This is a genomic window from Vreelandella sp. DA03-1M (assembly GCF_055725665.1).
This window is the reverse complement of the sequence record NZ_CM146798.1, coordinates 2,325,204-2,345,337: the sequence shown is the minus strand read 5'-3', so window position 1 is coordinate 2,345,337 and position 20,134 is coordinate 2,325,204. Positions and strand designations below refer to the sequence as shown.

General features: G+C 53.2%; 20 protein-coding genes. 2 read left to right on the top strand and 18 right to left on the bottom strand.

The window, feature by feature from the left end:
- Positions 1-21 precede the first annotated feature (21 nt).
- The 11 genes from pal to ACXUPB_RS10835 all read right to left on the bottom strand — a co-directional run bounded on the left by pal (position 22) and on the right by ACXUPB_RS10835 (position 9,328).
- Positions 22-573, bottom strand: a complete 552-nt coding sequence (gene pal, locus ACXUPB_RS10885) for a peptidoglycan-associated lipoprotein Pal (protein WP_336273087.1) — start codon at positions 571-573, stop codon at positions 22-24.
- 54 nt (positions 574-627) lie between these two features.
- Positions 628-1,914: a Tol-Pal system beta propeller repeat protein TolB gene (gene tolB, locus ACXUPB_RS10880; RefSeq protein ID WP_336273088.1), complete on the bottom strand. Its 1,287-nt coding sequence runs from the start codon at positions 1,912-1,914 to the stop codon at positions 628-630.
- Positions 1,914-3,089, bottom strand: a complete 1,176-nt coding sequence (tolA, locus tag ACXUPB_RS10875; RefSeq protein WP_472956623.1) for a cell envelope integrity protein TolA — start codon at positions 3,087-3,089, stop codon at positions 1,914-1,916. Before tolA ends, tolB begins: the two co-directional genes overlap by 1 nt.
- Positions 3,090-3,102: 13 nt before the next feature.
- Positions 3,103-3,540 carry a protein TolR gene (gene tolR / locus ACXUPB_RS10870; protein ID WP_176302112.1) on the bottom strand — a complete coding sequence of 146 codons (438 nt, stop codon included), beginning with the start codon at positions 3,538-3,540 and terminating at the stop codon, positions 3,103-3,105.
- A gap of 11 nt (positions 3,541-3,551) precedes the next feature.
- Positions 3,552-4,247 carry a protein TolQ gene (tolQ, locus tag ACXUPB_RS10865; protein ID WP_176302111.1) on the bottom strand — a complete coding sequence of 232 codons (696 nt, stop codon included), beginning with the start codon at positions 4,245-4,247 and terminating at the stop codon, positions 3,552-3,554.
- A gap of 58 nt (positions 4,248-4,305) precedes the next feature.
- Positions 4,306-4,719 (bottom strand): tol-pal system-associated acyl-CoA thioesterase, encoded by a 414-nt coding sequence (gene ybgC, locus ACXUPB_RS10860; RefSeq protein ID WP_336273090.1) that lies wholly within the window; start codon positions 4,717-4,719, stop codon positions 4,306-4,308.
- The gene (gene ruvB / locus ACXUPB_RS10855; protein ID WP_472956621.1) at positions 4,716-5,753 is read right to left on the bottom strand and encodes a Holliday junction branch migration DNA helicase RuvB; all 1,038 of its coding nucleotides are present in this window, start codon (positions 5,751-5,753) and stop codon (positions 4,716-4,718) included. The genes ybgC and ruvB overlap by 4 nt, the downstream gene beginning before the upstream one ends.
- Before the next feature lie 67 nt (positions 5,754-5,820).
- Positions 5,821-6,429, bottom strand: coding sequence for a Holliday junction branch migration protein RuvA (ruvA, locus tag ACXUPB_RS10850; RefSeq protein ID WP_472956620.1), 609 nt, complete (start codon positions 6,427-6,429; stop codon positions 5,821-5,823).
- Between the two features lie 112 nt (positions 6,430-6,541).
- Positions 6,542-7,105: a crossover junction endodeoxyribonuclease RuvC gene (gene ruvC, locus ACXUPB_RS10845; protein WP_472956737.1), complete on the bottom strand. Its 564-nt coding sequence runs from the start codon at positions 7,103-7,105 to the stop codon at positions 6,542-6,544.
- 76 nt (positions 7,106-7,181) lie between these two features.
- Positions 7,182-8,963: an aspartate--tRNA ligase gene (gene aspS, locus ACXUPB_RS10840; RefSeq protein WP_472956618.1), complete on the bottom strand. Its 1,782-nt coding sequence runs from the start codon at positions 8,961-8,963 to the stop codon at positions 7,182-7,184.
- Positions 8,964-9,028: 65 nt separating this feature from the next.
- Positions 9,029-9,328, bottom strand: a complete 300-nt coding sequence (locus ACXUPB_RS10835; RefSeq protein ID WP_472956616.1) for an FmdB family zinc ribbon protein — start codon at positions 9,326-9,328, stop codon at positions 9,029-9,031.
- A 236-nt stretch (positions 9,329-9,564) separates the two neighbouring features.
- Between ACXUPB_RS10835 and ACXUPB_RS10830 the strand changes: the two genes are divergently transcribed.
- On the top strand, positions 9,565-10,503 hold the full coding sequence (locus ACXUPB_RS10830) for a D-2-hydroxyacid dehydrogenase (RefSeq protein WP_472956614.1): 939 nt from the start codon (positions 9,565-9,567) through the stop codon (positions 10,501-10,503).
- A 48-nt stretch (positions 10,504-10,551) separates the two neighbouring features.
- On the opposite strand, the gene ACXUPB_RS10825 is transcribed toward ACXUPB_RS10830, so the two are convergent.
- Complete coding sequence (locus ACXUPB_RS10825) at positions 10,552-10,827, bottom strand: acylphosphatase (RefSeq protein ID WP_472956613.1); 276 nt, start codon at positions 10,825-10,827, stop codon at positions 10,552-10,554.
- Positions 10,828-10,854: 27 nt separating this feature from the next.
- Positions 10,855-11,754, bottom strand: a complete 900-nt coding sequence (locus ACXUPB_RS10820) for a YihY/virulence factor BrkB family protein (protein WP_472956611.1) — start codon at positions 11,752-11,754, stop codon at positions 10,855-10,857.
- Positions 11,755-11,897: 143 nt separating this feature from the next.
- Here ACXUPB_RS10820 and ACXUPB_RS10815 point away from each other — a divergent pair, with 143 nt between their 5' ends.
- Positions 11,898-12,992 carry a bifunctional nicotinamide-nucleotide adenylyltransferase/Nudix hydroxylase gene (locus ACXUPB_RS10815; protein WP_101147263.1) on the top strand — a complete coding sequence of 365 codons (1,095 nt, stop codon included), beginning with the start codon at positions 11,898-11,900 and terminating at the stop codon, positions 12,990-12,992.
- 37 nt (positions 12,993-13,029) lie between these two features.
- Here ACXUPB_RS10815 and ACXUPB_RS10810 read toward each other — a convergent pair whose 3' ends face one another.
- The 5 genes from ACXUPB_RS10810 to uvrB form a co-directional block, all read right to left on the bottom strand.
- On the bottom strand, positions 13,030-13,947 hold the full coding sequence (locus ACXUPB_RS10810; protein ID WP_008957993.1) for a LysR substrate-binding domain-containing protein: 918 nt from the start codon (positions 13,945-13,947) through the stop codon (positions 13,030-13,032).
- Positions 13,948-14,003: 56 nt separating this feature from the next.
- Positions 14,004-15,422, bottom strand: coding sequence for a cardiolipin synthase (gene cls / locus ACXUPB_RS10805; RefSeq protein WP_101147262.1), 1,419 nt, complete (start codon positions 15,420-15,422; stop codon positions 14,004-14,006).
- 112 nt (positions 15,423-15,534) lie between these two features.
- Positions 15,535-17,040 carry a fumarate hydratase gene (locus tag ACXUPB_RS10800; protein WP_472956609.1) on the bottom strand — a complete coding sequence of 502 codons (1,506 nt, stop codon included), beginning with the start codon at positions 17,038-17,040 and terminating at the stop codon, positions 15,535-15,537.
- A 219-nt stretch (positions 17,041-17,259) separates the two neighbouring features.
- Positions 17,260-18,081 carry an endonuclease VIII gene (nei, locus tag ACXUPB_RS10795; RefSeq protein WP_472956607.1) on the bottom strand — a complete coding sequence of 274 codons (822 nt, stop codon included), beginning with the start codon at positions 18,079-18,081 and terminating at the stop codon, positions 17,260-17,262.
- A gap of 4 nt (positions 18,082-18,085) precedes the next feature.
- The gene (uvrB, locus tag ACXUPB_RS10790) at positions 18,086-20,110 is read right to left on the bottom strand and encodes an excinuclease ABC subunit UvrB (RefSeq protein ID WP_035558289.1); all 2,025 of its coding nucleotides are present in this window, start codon (positions 20,108-20,110) and stop codon (positions 18,086-18,088) included.
- Positions 20,111-20,134: the final 24 nt, after the last annotated feature.

Here is a 20,134-nt window from a genome sequence, read left to right as displayed (position 1 = left end):
AAGCATTCAATCGTTAAATGCTCAATAGTTAAATACAACACGACGGTTCTGCGAGTAGGCGCTCTCGTCTTGGCCATTAACGGCCGGACGCTCTTCACCATAGCTAACAACGCTCATTTGTGAAGGAGAGACGCCCTGAATGTTTAGAAAGCGCTCTACAGCATTAGCACGACGCTCACCCAGCGCCATGTTGTATTCACGAGTGCCGCGCTCATCCGTATGCCCGTGTAGAACCACCTGAGCACTCGGGTTGGCACGCAAGTAACGTGCATGCGACATTACGACAGACTCATATTCGCTCTTGATCGTATCGCGGTCGTAATCGAAATAGATGGTGCGTACTTCTGGAATGCGCGAATCAGCTTGCTGGCCTGCATTAGCACCAGAACCTGAACCAGAGGAAGAACCATATTGACTACCCGTACCTGTACCAGAGGTGCTGGAACCGGTAGTGCTGCCATCCTGGCTACCGTACGAGTCACCGTCCTGGGTTCCGCCGGTGCTGGAACAGCCAGCGATTACCACGATAGATAGCGCTGCTGCTAATGAGCGAGCCAACGGTTTAAGTTGCATAATCAGACTCCTTGCCTGAAAACTAAAAATTTCGATATTAATCAATGTTGTTGATCAATTTAAGAAGGGTGACCAAGCTGGGTCACGTACATCGCCTTGTGCTGATGGCAGTCTAAAAGATGAGCGGCCATCGGCAGAAACAGCACTTAGCACCCCACTATTACCCTGTTGGGTAGCGAAGATTACCATGGTCCCGTTCGGCGCAACACTAGGAGATTCATCTCTTGTTGATTCACTTAATATTACTAAGCGGTCGCCGCTCAAATCTTGTCTTGCCACTTGATAACCGCGGCTAGAGCGGTGGATCAAGAATATCTGTTCGCCGTCTGGAGAGAAGCGCCCACGGGCGTTGTAATTACCTGTAAACGTCAAGCGTTCGGCTTCGCCACCGCCCATCGAGTACTGGTAAAGCTGGGGGCCACCACTGCGATCAGAGGTAAACAGCAAGCTACGACCATCAGGTGCCCAAGCGGGCTCAGTGTCAATGCTGTTGTTATTGGTAATACGCTCTACGGAGCGGTTAGCCACATCCATGGTATAAATTTCTGGCTGGCCGTCTTTGGAGAGAGACATCGCGATACGGCGGCCATCTGGTGACCAGGCTGGCGCGCCATTGATACCATCAAATGACGTTGCTTTTATCCGCTGGCCCGTTGCTACATCCTGAATGTAGATAGCTGGGCGCTCAGTTTCAAACGAGACATAAGCAAGCTTAGTGCCATCCGGTGACCATGCGGGCGACATAATGGGTTCGTCAGAGGTCAATACCTGTTCACTGCGACGTCCATCGGCGTCGGCAACGTACAGGCCGAACTGCATATTGTCTCCAATACCTTGTGCGGTGACATAGGCAATTTTAGTTGAAAACGCACCACGAATATCAGTAATCGCTTCAAAGATTTGGTCACTGATATAGTGAGCGGCGCCGCGCAGGTCATTGCCTCTCACCGTCACGGTTTCACCAATCATCCGCCGCTGACCGCTAATATCCATGAGCTCAAACTGTATTTCAAAACCGCCGTTGGTCTGTTCTGCGCTACCTACGACTAAGTAACGTACGTCTAATGAACGCCAAGTATCGAATTGAACATCGTCAGATTGATTGGGCTGTTCAAACATCGCGCTACGCTCTAGCGGATCAAAATAGCCACTACGCTCAAGGTCATCTTGGACAATCTGCGCAACATCTTCGGGCATTCCGTCTGAACCTGCGAACGGTACTACGCCGATAGGCAGCGCTTGATCGCTACCTCGCGTGATTTCAATGGTTAAATTGGCACTCGCTACACTGCTGACTAGCAGCAGCACACAGAACAACCACACTTTGCTCAAGCTTTGCATCAGCGAACATCCCCCGGGGTAAATCGCAGATTAAACTGACGTAAATTACGCTGCTGATCGGCTGGCAAATCTCTCAATTCACCAAACGGTGCAGCATGTTCCACGGCCTGCATCACAGACCGGTCAAAAGCACTATCGCCGCTGGATGTCACGATCGATGTTGCCAATACTTCTCCAGACGGTCCTAGCCTCACTTGTAGGGTAGCACTCATCGAATCACTTGCACCGGCAGGAATCAACCACGCCTGCTCAACAGCGCGACGGACAATATTGATAAAGCTATTGGCTGCCTGCTCAGCCTGCTGAGCATTGGCCGCGGCTTCTGCCTCACCCGCCAGCTGTCGTTGCATGGCCTCCTCTGCTGCTTCTGCGGCTTGGCGTTGGCGCTCCGCTTCGGCTTCGCGGCGCTGCTGCTCTTCCGCTTCGCGTTGACGCTGAGCTTCTGCCTCGCGCTCTCGTTGAGCCGCCTCCTCTTCACGAAGACGCTCTTCTTCTGCTTCACGTTGACGCTCGGCTTCTGCTTCTTCCTGGCGCTGTTGTTCTGCCGCTTCACGCTCACGCTCACGTTCGGCTTCTTCCGCTTCGCGGCGCTGCTGTTCCTCTGCTTCACGCTGGCGTTCAGCTTCGGCCTCTTCCTGGCGTTGCTGCTCGGCAGCCTCTTGCTGGCGGCGCGCCTCTTCGACTTCACGTTGACGCTCAGCAGCGGCTTCCGCCTCGGCCTCACGTTCGGCAGCTTCAGCGGCTTGTTGCTCAGCCTGCTCTGCCACTTCTTGAGCCCGGCGCGCTGCCTCTGCTTCAGCTGCCTCGCGCGCGGCTTCTAATGCTTGCGCTTCCTCTTCGGCTGCCTGCTGGGCAGCTTCTTCTTCGGCCGCTTGCTGTTCGGCAGCGGCTTGCTGTTCACTGGCCGACGGCTCTTCTGGTGCATCGGGCTCAGTAGGCGCTTCAGCCGGTGCATTCATCGCCGCTTGTTGTTCCGTTGCCTGCTGAGCCTGATCGGTAAACGTTTCCGTACTCACCAGCGTCGCCTGAACAATCGAAGAGCTATCGGGCTCCGCGTTGCGGGTCGGCAAACTGATTAAGCTAAACACGACAATCGCAACGTGCACGGCTATCGCCAGAACAGTCGGCCACTTATAGCCGACATCTTGAGGATCACGTGGTGAATTTACTGCCATGTGCGCGCTGCCCTTACCCATCTTGCGGCGGCTCAGAAAGCAGCCCCACGTTAGCCACACCAGCGCCTTGTAACGTGCTCATCAAGACAACAATTTGTCCATAGGCCACATTGCGGTCACCACGCACCATTACTGGCGTGCCGGGGCGTCGCTCTAAGATCGTGGTTACCCGCGCGGCCATCTCGTCCAGCGAGACTGAGTTGGAGTCTTCCCCCAACGTGATGAAATACGCACCCTCGCTATCAACCGAAATGACAATGGGGTCATTATCTTCCTGCGTCTCTATAGGTTGAGAGGTGACTTGTGGCAATTCAACTTGTACGCCCTGGGTTAACATGGGCGCCGTAATCATAAACACAACGAGTAGTACCAGCATGACGTCAATGAAAGGGACCACATTGATCTCCGCCATTGGTTTGCCTTTACCACTGCGATTGAAAGGTCCTTGCATGGCTGTCTCCCTTAACCCGCGCTTGGCTTGCCATCACGACCTTGTAAATTACGGTGCAGGATAGCGTGGAACTCCTCGGCAAAATCTTCATATTTGCCGAGTAAGCGAGAAGATGTATTGGACAGTCGATTATAAAAAATCACCGCCGGGATAGCCGCAAACAGACCCATAGCCGTTGCGATCAATGCTTCCGCAATCCAGGGAGCAACCGTTGCGAGCGTCGCTTGTTGGGTCAGTGACAGTGCTTGGAATGACCCCATGATGCCCCATACGGTACCGAAAAGACCGATATAGGGGCTGGCAGAAGCAACCGTCGCCAGAAACACCAGATGTTGGGTTAGACGATCTTCTTCACGCGACCAGGCAACGCGCATGCTGCGTTGCACGCCTTCCAATACGGTATCTGCATCCCGGGTTTTAGGCATTAAGCGGTTAAACTCGCGAAACCCTGCTTGAAAAATATGCTCGGCACCATGGCGTGGATCATCAGCGGGAATTTCACGGTAGAGTTCATTTAAGTCGACACCCGACCAAAAAGACTCCTCAAACTGGTTGTACTCTTGCTTGGCACGACGCATTGCAATACTACGCTGGAAAATCACCACCCAAGAGAGGATCGACCCCACCAACAGTAGCAACATAACCAGCTGCACCACGGTGCTGGCATTCATTATTAAGTGGGGAATGGACATGGTGTTATCGTTCACAGGTGCCCTCATCAATCTATTAGGGTCGGTATTGCCGACGCAGTGAATGACCTCTTGGTTAAGAGGCCCGTATCAAACTATTAAGCGATTCTGGCCATGCTTTAGGTCGCATATGCTCGACGCTCAAGCAGGCTATCTCGACTGTCGCTGAGCAGAGGAGTTCCTCATTACGCCAAACTTGCTGTTCAAATGTCATTCGACAGCGCCCAATGTCGGTGACATGAGTACTAATCTCCAGCATGTCATCGAGGCAAGCCGGTTTAGCATAGTGACAGGCCAAGCGGTATACCACTAGCTGTGTGCCTTCGTCTAGCAGCGTTTGCTGATTTAGCTCCAATTGGCGCAGCCATTCGCTACGCGCCCGCTCCATAAACTTCAAGTAGTTAACGTAGTAGACAATGCCGCCTGCGTCAGTATCTTCCATATAAACACGCAGCGGCAGACGATAACGATTGTTAGCCAAATCACTCACGGACGGCGCTCCCCTTCCATGTCGGTCGCCTGCTCGTGGGGCACACGTTCAAAGTGCAGCCACGCCTGACGAGTGACGACGCGCCCGCGTGGCGTGCGCATTATCAAGCCCTGCTGAATCAGATAGGGCTCAATGACATCCTCGATCGTATCGCGCTCTTCACTGATAGCAGCTGATAGCGAATCAATCCCCACCGGCCCACCATCGAATTTATCGATCATGGCCAGCAGTAACCGCCGATCCATATGGTCCAGGCCGTGGTGATCAACATTGAGCATATTGAGTGCGGCATCGGCCATGGCGACATCCACAACGCCGTTACCTTTCATCTCTGCGTAATCACGTACACGCCGTAGCAGCCGGTTAGCGATTCGCGGCGTTCCACGCGAGCGGCGGGCAACTTCAATCGCCCCTTCTTGGCTGGTTTCTACACCCAACAATCGCGCTGAGCGAGAAACAATTTCGGTCAGCTCTTCGAGGTTATAAAACTCGAGCCGCTGGACGATCCCAAACCGGTCACGAAGCGGAGAGGTCAATAAACCGGCCCGGGTGGTTGCCCCCACCAGCGTAAAGCGGGGAAGATCCAGCTTAATAGAACGTGCCGCGGGCCCTTCGCCAATCATAATATCCAGTTGGAAATCTTCCATGGCGGGGTAAAGCACTTCCTCGACCACCGGCGACAAACGGTGAATTTCATCGATAAAAAGCACATCGCCAGGCTCAAGATTGGTCAGCATGGCAGCGAGATCCCCCGCCCGCTCCAACACCGGGCCAGAGGTCGACTTCATTCCGACCCCCATCTCGGTGGCAATAATATGCGCGAGTGTCGTTTTACCTAACCCAGGCGGACCAAATACCAACGTGTGGTCCAGGCTCTCTTCACGCAGCCGTGCAGCGCCAATAAAGATTTCCAACTGCTCGCGGACACGCGGCTGGCCAATATAGTCATCCAGCCGCTTAGGGCGAGTTGCATAATCAATACGCACCTCCCCCTGTTCGGGCTCAGCGGCGATCAGCCGATCGTGTTCTAGCATAAGTGCTCTTCTTAATAACGATTACAAAATGACAGTGTCGAATTGACGTTTTCTAATGCGAGCTCGCTTAGCCACTCATGCGTTGGGTGAGCGCGGCTTTAATCAGTGCCTCGGTGGACTGATTAGGGTCAATGTCGGCAAGCATTTTCGATGCCTCAGTCAGCTTGTACCCCAAGCTTACTAAGGCGGCTTCTGCATCGGCAAGGCTATCACGGGCGGATGCTCGGCCATTAGTTGCCTCTAGAGGCAGTAGTGCGTTACTGCCATCTTCCCATTCGGGGAAGCGGTCACGCATTTCGATAATCAGCCGCTCGGCGGTTTTCTTGCCCACCCCCGGAAGTGTTGTCAGCGCCTTGCTGTCATCATCACGCACACAGCGCATAAAGGCGTCTTCATCCATACCTGATAAAATCGCCAACGCCAGCTTGGGCCCCACCCCATTGACTTTGATCAGCGCGCGGAAAAGCGCTCGTTCATGCTCTCTACCAAACCCATATAACAAATGGGCATCGTCACGAATTGTTAGATGAGTAAATAATGAAACGCTTTCACCGACGGCAGGCAGTGCTACCAGCGTATTCATCGAGGTTTCCAGCTCATAGCCTACACCATGAACGTCGATCACAATCCAGGGAGGTTGCTTTGCCAGTAACTGGCCACTTAGACGTCCAATCATAAAGTCGCTCGCACAGGTGTTGAAATAATAAAACAAGAGGGTGAAAACAGACGTTTACTATAAAGCGACTCTGTACAGGTGACCAGTAGTTCAGCCACACGCAGAGCAACCGCTACAGCCGCCAGCGACCGGTAGAGCGACGACGGGCCCGTGTTGACGCGGCGGGTAGGCCATGGCTGCTAAAGACAGAACCACTAAAGGCATGCGTTAATGCAATTGCTAGCGCATCCGCCGCATCAGCCTGGGGAGTAGCGGAAAGCTGCAAAATAGCGGTCACCATATGCTGGACTTGCTCTTTGTCCGCGCCGCCCTGGCCTGTCACCGCCTGTTTAATCTGCCGCGCGGCGTATTCGGCAAGGCTCAATCCATGATTGGCCATGCAGACAAGCGCCGCACCCCGCGCCTGGCCCAGCTTGAGCGCCGAATCAGGGTTTTTGGCCATAAACACGCGCTCAATAGCCACTTGGTTGGGCCGATGCAACCCGACGACTTCGCTAAGACCGGCATAAATCTGTGCCAGCCGTTGTTCTAGCGCCCCTTCCGCCGTGCGAATACAACCACTTGCCACGTAGCAGGGCTTCACACCGACCACGTCGATTACCCCATACCCTGTCACGCGTGACCCTGGGTCAATACCTAGGATACGGACAGGATTAGCAGGCTTTTTCTCATCCATGTCGTCGACACTCGTTGGGGCTTTATACAAAAACACCGACGCCGGGGCGTCGGTGTTAGGCACTTAACCAGCCACGTTATTCGGTGGCTGCTTCCGGCTTGGCCTTCTGGCGTAGACGGATGTTTAAATCTTTTAACTGTTCAGGACTGACTTCGCCTGGGGCATTCGTCATTAAGCAAGCAGCGCTTTGGGTTTTCGGGAAGGCGATGACTTCACGAATAGTCTTAGCACCCACCATCAGCATGACGAGGCGGTCCAAACCAAAGGCTAAGCCACCATGAGGCGGCGCGCCGTACTGAAGCGCATCCAGCAAGAAGCCAAATTTTTCTTGAGCTTCTTCTTCACCAATGCCGAGGATCTCGAACACAGTGCTCTGCATGGTTTGGTCGTGGATACGAATAGAGCCGCCGCCCAATTCGGTACCGTTGAGCACCATATCGTAAGCGCGCGAAAGTGCGCTCGCTGGGTCGGCCTTTAGCTCTTCCGGGCTGCAAGAAGGCGCGGTAAAGGGGTGGTGAAGCGGGCTAAGGCGGCCATTGTCGTCAGCTTCAAACATTGGGAAGTCGACGACCCACAGCGGTGCCCATTCCTGAGTGTAGAGCTCAAGGTCAGCGCCCAGCTTGACGCGCAGCGCGCCAATGGCTTCGTTGACGATACGGGTCTTATCCGCACCAAAGAAGATGATATCGCCATCTTCAGCGCCTACCCGATCGAGCAATTCTTCAACGATATTTTCCATGAACTTAACGATCGGCGACTGCAGACCCTCAAGCCCTTTAGCGCGCTCGTTGACCTTGATCCACGCCAAGCCCTTGGCACCGTAGATGCCGACAAACTTGGTGTATTCGTCGATCTCTTTACGCGACAGCTTAGCGCCACCGGGTACTTTCAGCGCCGCTACACGACCATCATCCGCGCTGGCCGGGCCAGAGAAAACTTTGAAATCGACTTGCTGCATCAGATCGTCGACATTGGTCAATTCTAGCGGAATACGTAGATCCGGCTTATCAGAGCCGAAACGATCCATCGCTTCCTGCCAGGTCATACGCGGGAATTCAGGCAATTCAGCGTTAAGCACATCTTGGAACAATTGACGAATCATGGATTCAGTAATGCCCATGATGTCGTTCTCTTCCACGAACGACGCTTCAATATCAATCTGAGTGAACTCAGGCTGACGGTCGGCGCGTAGGTCTTCATCGCGGAAGCACTTGGCGATTTGGTAATAGCGGTCAAAACCGGCCACCATCAACAGCTGCTTAAAGAGCTGTGGTGACTGGGGAAGCGCAAAGAAACTTCCCGCGTGAGTGCGGCTTGGCACTAGGTAATCGCGGGCCCCTTCAGGCGTGGCACGCGTGAGTACCGGCGTTTCGATATCCAGGAAGCCCTGGCTTTCAAGATAAGCACGTACGTTGTGAGAAATGCTTGAACGCAAGCGCAGCTTCTCAATCATATCCGGGCGGCGAAGGTCGATATAACGGTGCTTTAAGCGCACCTCTTCGCCTACCTTGCCATGCTCATCCAGTTGGAAAGGCGGTGTAATCGCAGTGTTGAGTACTTCGACCTCTTTCGCCAATATTTCAATCATGCCTGTGGGCATGGTGGCGTTTTGAGTACCTTCAGGGCGCAGCCGAACACGTCCAGTGATACGCAGGACATACTCACTGCGGGCACGGTCGGCAGTGGCGAACGCCTCGGCGGTATCAGGGTCGACCACGAACTGAGCGATGCCATCGCGATCGCGCATGTCGAGGAAAATTACCCCACCGTGGTCGCGGCGGCGATGAACCCACCCGCATACCGTAACCGTTTGATCCACCAAAGTTTCGTTTAGCTGGCCGCAATAATGGCTGCGCATGTCAAATCCTGTTCTGTTACGTGGCAATTAATGTGTCGCGGGCGTCCCGACCCTGACTGCCGCAGTTATGCTGCGGCGCCTTTGTCACTGGGAGTAACGCTCTTGGGAGTAGCACTGGAATCACTTGATTTAGCGGTCTCTGTGGATGCAGCTTTACTGTCAGCAACCAAGTTCTTTTTGCTACCCGTTTTGAAATCGGTTTCGTACCAACCGCCGCCGGCCAAGCGGAAACCCGCGGCCGAGACCAGCCGTTCCAAGCCATCGCTTTGGCATGTAGGGCAATCCTTCAACGGATCGGCACTAATTTTTTGCAATTTTTCCAGGCGATGGCCACAGGCCTTGCACTCATATTCATAGATGGGCATGTTATTGGCTCCTAAAAAGCTCAACCCTGACAGATTCAGTACTGACAGACCCAGTCCTATAAGACCAAGTACTGAAAGAAAAGAACAGTGGCGAACACAAACGCTGCCAAGCTGCCAATATGTGGCCAGTCAGGATAAATTCCAAGGCTGCGGTTGATAAGCGCCGCCATTATACCCTTTTGTGACCCCTGCCGAGCAAGGTTATGCAGCCTTCGGCAGTTAATGGAGAGAATAAAATGTCTCATGCAGTAACACTGGACGCGCAAAGCCTCGGCCCTGGGATCAACTTAAGCGCTATTAAAGAGTCAGTCACACATCTTGAGGTGTTTGAGCAAAGCACCACCCAGCAGGCACTTGAACGCCTAGCGAATGCCGACATCGCCATTGTTAACAAGGTGGTACTAGACGCTGAAACGTTGCAGCAATTGCCTAAACTCAAGCTGATATGTGTGCTCGCTACGGGGCTTAATAACATCGATCTTGAAACGGCAAAAGAGCAGAGTATCGAGGTTAAAAACGTCGCGGCTTACGGCACCGCCAGTGTTTCCCAGCATACCTTGATGCTGATGCTGACATTAGCCAATCGACTTCCGCTTTATCAGCGTGATGTCGCGGCAGGCGAATGGCAGCGTAGCGCCTTTTTCTGTTTGCAGGACTACCCGACACTGCAATTGTCGGATAAACATTTAGTCATGGTAGGGCAAGGTGAACTAGGCACAGAAGTGGCACGCCTAGCGGAGGCGTTTGGCATGCGCGTGACCTTCGCCGCCAGGCCGGGTAATGAAGCCAATGATAAGCGCCCTGCGCTGGATGACCTGCTCCCAGAAGCAGACGTGATCAGCCTTCACTGCCCCCTTAGTGACGCCACTAAGCATTTGATTAATCGACAGCGTCTGGCCAGTGCAAAGCCATCACTACTGCTGATCAACTGCGCCCGCGGCGGAGTTATCGACGAAGTCGCTGCACTAGAGGCGCTGCGTAGTGGCAAGCTGGGCGGCTTGGGCGTTGATGTACTCCCTGCAGAACCGCCCAGAGACGGCCATCCACTGCTCGATGCACTTCACGAGCCGCTCAACTTAATCGTAACGCCCCACAACGCCTGGATTACACCGGAAGCGCGCCAGAATATTGTCAGCCTGACGGCGAATAATATCCGCGAATGGAAAAATGCTTAAAAAGCAGTATTAGAGCATTATGTGATAGCGCTAGGGTCTAAGCAGGCCCTAGTGAGTAGCAAAATGGCTAGGGGCGTGGCAATTATCCAAGACTTCAAGTTCGACGTGGGTGACTTGCGCGCCCTCGGGGCCTTGCCATAACCACTCGCTCAGCAACTTGACGGCATCGGAGTGGCCACACATCAACACTTCGACACGCCCATCAGGCAGGTTTTTAGCGTAACCGGTAAGGCTCTGCTGAAGCGCTTTCTCTTGAGTAGCACGGCGATACCAGACACCTTGCACTTTACCAGTGACCAAGGCTCGTACACAGCAGTCAGTCATCCTTCCCTCCTCGTACCATACACACTATTACACAAACTCATGCTTAATCAGCACTGCGCTATTACGCGGCACCAGTGGGCGGCCACGGCGCAGCAGTAAGGAACGTGTAAATGCCGCACCGAACAACAGTATTAGCGAACTGTAGTAGACCCACAGCAAGATCATTACCACTGAACCGGCAGCGCCATAGGTAGACGCTGTCGCCGTATAAGCCAGATAGATCGCGATTACGCTGCGGCCGAGCGTAAATAGTACAGCGGTAACAACGGCACCAATCAACACATCTTGCCAGCGCAGCACCACGTCGGGAAGCACCTTAAAAATAGTCGCAAATAGGAGGGTCACCATAGCGACAGAGATGAGCGACTCAAGGGTAGTGGTAAACAGGCTAGCGAATGGGAATAGATTGTCCGCCGCAAGCAGCATGCCACGCAACACAACCCCTAGCACTAATGACACTAGCAGTATAAATCCAATAGACAGCACTACAGTCAGCGAGAGCAAGCGGCTTTTGATAAACCTTAACGCACTGTTAGAGGTTGGCTTGGCTGTCACGCCCCAAATCGTATTGAGTGAAAACTGCATTTGTGCAAAAACAGTGGTGGCGCCTATCACAAGCGCGCCGACACCTAATAGCGTGGGCAAAAGGCCAGACTCTTCGATTCTGGATTGAGCAACGGCTTCTTGAATCGCGACGGCGGCATCCGTGCCTAAAGTGCCTTGTAGTTGAGCGACTATTTGTCCCTGAGCGGCCTCTTCTCCCATCACAACACCGATGACAGTGACTGCAATAATAATCGTGGGTGCCAGTGAGAAAAGCGTATAAAACGCGAGCGAAGCCGCATAGCTAAACGCATTACGTTCCAGCCATAATGCGGTGGCGTCTTGGGTGACTTTCCACCAAAAATTAGCCGCACGTTTTATCATATCCACTCCCTGTGTCGTTGGTACTAAGGCCAATTTTAAACGTAATCAATAGCCTATTTTTTCTAGCATACCTAACCACAGCGTTTAGCGCAGTTTTCTGGTACGTTGACCCCCTAATATCACCAAACCAAAAGGAAGCTTGGATGGCCACCGATATTGCGCGCTCTACAACCGCCTGCGATTTCGACTGTTTGGTGTTTATTGGTCGCTTTCAACCGCCTCACCTTGGCCACTTGGCGATTATTCGAGAAGCACTAAAACGCGCGCGGCAAGTGATTGTACTGGTGGGGTCTGCGTGGCAAGCACGCTCATTGCGTAACCCGTGGCGATTTGACGAACGTCAAACCATGCTCCGCTCAGGGTTTGATGAGGCTGATAATCGACGCTTAGAGATTACCCCGCTACTGGACGCACTCTACAATGATGATGTCTGGGTGCGCGATGTTCAGCGCAAAGTGCGTGATTTAGCCGCCCCTGCCAATGCCCGCCTACCACGCATTGGTTTGATTGGAGCCAGCCGCGGGCAGTCTAGCTACTACCTGTCGCTATTCCCTCAATGGGAGTCGGTCAGCGTGCCGTCGGTAGAAGGGATTTCAGCGAGTCAAATTCGAGAGCGCCTGTTCCGTTCGCCCAGCTCCACCGATGACTACTTAAGTACGGGGGCTTACCACGACCTGCCCCCTGGCGTTGTCGAAAGTGTAAAGAAGTTTTGCCACGTCAGCGCCTATAAGCGCCTGTTGGAAGAGCAGCAGTTATTGGATCAATACCGTCAGGCGTGGGCTCATGCCCCCTACCCGCCTATTTTTGTCACAGTAAATGCTGTCGTGGTGCAGTCGGGTCATGTATTGCTGGTACGGCGTATGGCGGCACCGGGTAAAGGGCTTTACGCCCTGCCAGGCGGATTTATTAACCCTCATGAGCGTTTACTCGATGCCTGTTTGCGTGAACTGCGCGAACGGTTGCGATTAAAAGTCCCCGAGCCTGTGCTTAAGGGGTCACTGCGTGGCCAGCGTCTGTTTGATGAACCCCACCGCAGTTGGCGGGGGCGCACTTTGGCAGAAGCTTTCTACTTTGCGTTGCGCCCAGACCAACAGCTGCCTCGCTTAAAACCTGTTAAAGGGGGAGATCATGCGCGCTGGGTAGCACTTGCAGACCTTGAACCTGAGAGCCTGTTTGAAGACCACTTTTTTATTATTCAGAATTTTCTAGGCCTGCCTGCCGATTTTGGAAGCAGCTAGAAATTCCAGGAATTAGGGCGGCAATCGCTTGGGACGTTCATGCTTGCAGGAAATCCCTGGGTAATTTCATCATTTGCCGCCATAAACGCTCCACGCCGGGCTTATGCACCATTGAGCAGCGGTATAAGCGAATTTCTAAGGGAATGTCCCAGCTCGGGTCGCCCGCCCTGACCAAGCGGCCGCTTTTCAATTCCTCACGAATACAGAAATCCGGTATCCAGGCAACGCCTACCCCTTGCAGCACCATCCCTTTCAGGCCTTCGGCCATGGCCGTTTCATACACGGTACGCAGCTTCATACGTAGCGGATCATTCTTCAGCAGCATACGCACACTGCGCCCCAAAAATGCACCCTGCGTATAGGAAAGGTAAGGGATGGAAGTGTCATGCTGAAGGGAAAATTTGGCTTTTCCCTGTGCATCCGGCAGCGAGACAGGCAGCATATTGACCTTACCGATCGAGAAGGAGGGAAACACTTCGGCATCGAGCTGCATGGTGGCAAAGGGATCGTAATAAGCCAGCATTAAATCGCAATTGCCTTCACGTAGCACATGTATCGCCTCACCTACGTTCATTGCCACTAGGCGTGTCGGCAATTCGCCTAAGCCCTGTTGTAAACGGGAGATCCAGGGCGGATAAAAGCTTAATGCCAGGGAGTGAGCGGCGACGATATCCAACGCTTCATTGGCAATCGAAAGGCCGCGCAAATGACTAAGCGATTCGTTTAACTGTTCGACCAAATTACGGGCGGTAACCAAAAACAGCTGCCCTTCCGGTGTTAGCCCAACAGGGGTAGTTGATCGATCGACAAGAGTGACATCCACAGCCTGCTCCAGTGCACGAATGCGACGACTAAATGCAGGCTGCGTTACGTGGCGCTGTCGTGCTGACGCAGAGAAGCTGCGTGTGCTGGCGAGTGCTACGAAATCTTCTAGCCATTTTGTTTCGAGATTCACCCCGGGACTCCTTGTCTCACCCTTTGTGCACGCATATTGTTTTCCTATTTTGCGGTCTATTGGACGGGCGCCATTAAATAGGCAGCACGTGATACGACTTTCATCCACATTGAGCGCTGGTTGATTTCATCAATGCTGACCCGGCGGCATTGTGAAAAGTCATTTTCCAGCATACTTTCCACGCTGGCAGCAAAGTCTTGGTTTGGAATAAAAGCAGTTATTTCAAAATTTAACCGAAATGAACGGTTATCCAGATTTACAGTGCCAACCGTGGCTGCACTGCTATCTACAAGCATTACTTTTTGATGTAAAAACCCAGGAAGATAACGGTATATTTTTACACCTGCTCTTAACATATCCGGTAAAAACGAGAAGGCGGATAGGAAAACCAATAAGTGATCTGGTCGTTCGGGAATCATGACGCGTACATCTACCCCGCGCATGGCCGCAAGTCGCAGTGCATCCTGAACCCCTTGGTCAGGAACAAAGTAAGGACTGGTCACCCATAGGCGCTGTTTTGCGCTATGAATAACCTGTTGTACCAGCAGGCTGGCAGTATCCTGACGATCTGCAGGCCCAGAGGGCACAATAACAACATGATGATCAGTTGAAGAAGACGTTTCAGCCATCCAGTTCAGGCTAATCACCTCATCGGTAGCCCAGTGCCAATCTTCCCAAAACGCTTCTTGCAGGCCTAAGACACTGGGTCCTTCAAGCTTTAGGTGGGTGTCACGCCAGGGGCCATGCCGAGGATCTTCGCCTAAATATTCAACCCCAATATTAAAGCCCCCTATCCAACCCTCTTTGCCATCAATGACTGTTACTTTGCGATGATTCCGGAAGTTAAGCTGAAAGCGGTGTTTGAAGCCCCTTGATGAGCGAAAAGCACTGACGGCCACCCCATCGCTGATTAAATCATTTAGGTAACCATCGTTTAATTGACGACTTCCTACCTCATCGTAGAGGAAATAGACACGCACGCCACGCTGGGCAGCGCGTTGTAAATGCTGTTTCAAGCGCTGCCCCAGGGCATCGCTGCGAACAATAAAAAACTGTATCAATACATACTGTTCGGCACGATCAATGCCATCAAAAAGGCTTTCAAAGGTCGCGGGGCCGTCGATTAATAACGTGGCGTGATTACCATGGGTTAAGGGCATCATGGCAAGCTGCTCAACCGCTTGAATATCCGCATTACTCGAGGGTGCCACAAAAGGCTCTACATTAGCTCGGTAACGTACTAGCACGCGGCGTAGAACAGTGTCACGCTGCCCCCGTGCAGAGACATAGCCATAAAATCGCGGCCGTCCAAAAAACCAGTAAGCAGGAAGCGCCACGTAAGGGAAAGTCAGCAGCGATATAATCCACGCAACGGCCCCTTGAGAGGTGCGACTGGACATCAATGCCATAATCGCCGAAACGATTCCCAGCAGATGAATCAATAAGATGCTGGTCCCTAGCAACCAGGAGGTCATAGCCACGTCCTTAAAAAGCCCTCACAAAGAACAAGGCCTCGCCGTCAGCGAGGCCTTTATGCGCTTAAAAAGCTAGGCGTTCAAAGCCTAATCAACCTTCTTACCACTTTTGCTACGCTGACTGAGCAATAATCTCTTTCCACTTCGCAGGTCCGGTTTGATGCACTGATGTGCCCAGACTATCGACAGCTACCGTCACCGGCATATCTTCGACCTCGAATTCGTAGATCGCTTCCATGCCTAAATCTTCAAAGCCGACGACTCGGGATTTTTTAATCGCTTGGGCAACCAGATAAGCTGCACCCCCTACCGCCATTAAGTACACCGCCTCATTGTCACGAATAGCATCAATGGCGATTTGGCCACGCTCTGCCTTTCCTACCATACCTAACAGGCCAGTTTCTTCTAGCATGGTGCGGGTAAATTTATCCATTCGCGTGGCGGTTGTTGGGCCTGCGGGCCCCACCACTTCATCACCGATAGGATCAACCGGGCCCACGTAATAAATGAAGCGCCCTTTCATATCAACAGGCAGCGGCTCACCTTTGGCTAACATATCCACCATACGCTTATGGGCAGCGTCACGGCCGGTTAACAGCTTACCGTTCAGCAGTAGCGTATCGCCTGGCTGCCAGGTTTTGACCTCAGCGGGCGTTACGGTGTCAAGATTGACACGCTTGACGTTATCGCCTGCTTCGCGAGTGATTTCCGGCCAGTCCTCAAGCTTCGGGGCTTTTAGCGCCGCTGGGCCTGTGCCATCCAGGGTGAAGTGGGCATGACGGGTTGCTGCGCAATTGGGAATAATCGCTACAGGCTTATTGGCGGCATGGGTTGGATAGTCTTTTACTTTAATATCCAGAACGGTGGTTAAGCCGCCTAAGCCTTGCGCGCCAATCCCGCTCTTATTGACCTTATCAAACAGTTCTAGGCGTATCTCTTCGGCGCGATTACTGGGCCCGCGAGCCTGTAGATCCTGAATATCGATGGGATCCAGTAGCGCCTCTTTGGCAATCATCATCGCTTTTTCAGCGGTGCCGCCGATGCCAATGCCCAGCATACCGGGCGGACACCAGCCTGCGCCCATCTTCGGCAGCTGTTCCATTACCCAATCCACGACGCTGTCGGAAGGATTAAGCATGGCAAATTTTGACTTGGCTTCACTACCACCGCCCTTCGCAGCCACGTGAATATCCACGCTGTCACCAGGCACAATCTGATGATGGATAATGGCGGGAGTGTTGTCTTTGGTGTTGGCCCGCTTACCGTCAGGGTCGGCCAGTACTGAGGCGCGCAGGACATTATCAGGCAGCAAATAAGCGCGACGGACACCTTCGTTGACCATGTCGTCCAGGCTCATGTCCGCTTCCCAGGTAACGTTCATGCCCACGTGAACAAACACGGTGACGATGCCGGTGTCCTGGCAAATCGGGCGATGCCCGGTGGCGCACATACGCGAATTAATCAGAATTTGCGCAATAGCGTCTTTCGCAGCGGGGTTCTCTTCACGCTCGTAGGCGGCCGCCATGGCGTCGATGAAATCTTTGGGATGGTAGTAAGAGATGTACTGAAGAGCATCGGCAACGCTTTGAATAACGTCGTCCTGGCGAATCACGGTCATGGACTAACAGCTCCTAGGTTATCGTCTAGTCAGCGGCATTCTTGCGCATCGGCGCAGGTGCCGTCTTAGCGTGTAGCCAGTATACCGTATTGCCCTGCTGTCGGCAGCACTCCTCGGTAGTGTCTTGGCTACAGAAATTAGTGCTTTAGTAATTCTTGGCAGAAAACAAGATAACGGTATAAATGCTCAATAAAGCGTGGTATTAACTCTTCGAAGCTATTAACTGCCTTGGCAATGCGGGCAATAGTAGAGCCTTCGCGATCCCATCATTCGGCGCTCGATCACCGCACCACAGCGGTGGCACTCGAGATCTGCGCGATCGAATACCGCAAAACGCCACTGCTTACGTGACTCACCCGCTGCTTTAGCCTGTTCAATCCAGGCCTCTTGATTGGTCACACCTGCGGTTTGGTACGCTTGCCGAGTTGTCTCGATAATAAAGTGCGCAAGCAATTGTTGTTGATGGGTGGTGAGATCTACCGGCCGAGCGCTGGCCGGCAACTGGGTAAAGAATAAGATTTCAGAGCGCAGATAATTGCCGAGCCCTGCCACTAATCCTTGATCGAGCAACAGCGCACCCAAGCTTCGCCGGTGAAACTGCTTGAGATTTAACCGCTGCAGAACATCCGTGGGGGTTACATCCTGGCTCAATAAATCAGGCCCTAAACGGGCCAAAAAAGGGTGCTCGGTGAGATTGTCGCAATGCCAAAGCGATATATCGGAAGCGCTGTAAAGACTTGCGCAGCGCCCTTCTGCCGTCAAACGAACGCGTAACGTGCGCTTTGTGTCGGGAGGTTTATCCTCACTATGCAGCTTCCAAACCCCATAGAGTTGATTATGTGAGTAAAGTACCCGCTCATCAGCAAACCGGATCAGCATTGCTTTGCCACGCGTCTCTACCCGGGACACCTGAACACCAGTGAAAGAGTCTGCTTGGCTGGCCAGCTCGGGAAAGGCGAACCAAGCTTTGTCAATTACCCGCCCGCCTATCTGCTGCTGAACACGATCGGCCGCCCGACGAATTTCTGGCCCTTCTGGCATACTGCTAGCCCAGCGCCAGCTGTTTTTCTTTCATTTGATGGAGCTGATCGCGTAGCCGCGCCGCCTCTTCAAACTCCAGGTTTTGCGCTGCTTCGAACATGGCATCTTCAAGCTTGCTGATTGCGCCCAGCAGATCATGCTTATTCATGGTGGACACATCATATTCAGCGGCACTTTCCGCCACTTTACGTTCACTGCCGCGCCGACGGCTGTTCTTTTTGCCCGGCGCTTGGGCGGCTTCCAGAATATCGGACACCGAGCGCGTTATCGTCGTCGGCGTAATACCATGCTCTAGATTGTGCTCAGTCTGCTTCGCTCGCCGACGCTCGGTTTCATCGATGGCTTTGCGCATCGAGTCAGTAATCCGGTCGCCGTAGAGAATCGCCTTGCCGTGGGCGTTACGGGCAGCGCGACCAATCGTTTGTATCAATGAACGTTCAGCGCGGAGAAAGCCCTCTTTATCGGCATCCAAAATGGCCACCAGCGACACTTCGGGAATATCCAACCCTTCACGCAACAGGTTAATACCCACCAGCACATCAAACTTGCCCAAACGAAGGTCACGAATGATCTCAACACGCTCAACGGTATCGATATCCGAGTGCAGATAGCGAACCCGAATACCGTGCTCGTCAAAGTACTCGGTCAGGTCTTCTGCCATGCGCTTGGTTAACGTAGTGACCAGTACCCGCTCACCTACGGCGGTACGCAGACCAATTTCCGAAAGCAAATCATCTACCTGGGTGCTGGCCGGGCGCACCTCAATTTCAGGGTCCAACAGACCGGTAGGACGTACCACTTGCTCAACGATTTGACTGGCGTGTTCGCCCTCGTAGCGCCCAGGAGTGGCAGAGACAAAGATAGTCTGCGGGGAAATCGCTTCCCACTCCTCAAACTTCATGGGTCGGTTATCCAGCGCTGAAGGCAGTCGGAAACCATACTCCACCAATGTTTCTTTGCGCGAACGGTCACCTTTATACATGCCGCCTACTTGGGGCACGCTCACATGCGACTCATCGATAAACAGCAACGCATCATCGGGCAGGTAATCGAAAAATGTCGGCGGGGGCTCGCCGGGCGCACGCCCAGATAGATAGCGGGAATAGTTTTCAATGCCGTTGCAGTAGCCCAATTCCAGCATCATCTCGATGTCATAAAGCGTACGTTGCTCCAGGCGTTGCGCTTCGACTAGACGCTCATGCTTGCGCATCCACTCAAGTCGCTGTTTGAGCTCTTCTTTAATGGCATCAATGGCGCCTAGAATGGTTTCCCGCGGCGTCACGTAGTGCGATTTAGGGTAGATGGTCATACGCGGCACCTCGCCCTTGACGGCACCGGTCAACGGGTCGAACAAGCGAATCGTATCGATCTCGCTATCGAACAGCTCGACACGCACCGCTTCTTCATCAGAGTCAGCGGGGAAGATATCGATCACGTCACCACGTACCCGGTAGGTACCGCGCCGAAAGTCCATATCATTACGTGTATATTGCAGCTCGGCCAGCCGACGCAGGAAGGCGCGCTGATCGATCAATTCACCACGGGTAAAGTGGAGACGCATCTTTAGATACTGGTCCGGGTCACCCAGACCGTAAATGGCTGACACCGACACCACAATCAGCGCATCCCGGCGCTCCAGTAGCGCCTTAGTGGCCGAGAGGCGCATCTGCTCAATGTGGTCATTGATAGAGGCATCTTTCTCGATAAACGTATCAGACGAAGGCACATAGGCTTCCGGCTGATAGTAGTCGTAGTAGGAAACGAAATACTCTACCGCGTTATCCGGGAAAAACGCCTTGAACTCACCGTAAAGCTGGGCAGCAAGGGTCTTGTTAGGTGCCATCACAATGGTCGGGCGCTGCTGCTGTTCGACGATATTGGCCATGGTGAAAGTTTTGCCCGAGCCGGTAACGCCTAGCAGCGTTTGATGAGCAAGCCCTGATTCCAGGCCACTAATCAGCCCTTTAATGGCGGCTGGCTGGTCACCGGCAGGCTGAAATTTTGACTGTAATCGAAAGGCTTTGCTCATCGATGCTCCAAAAAAAGAAAACTA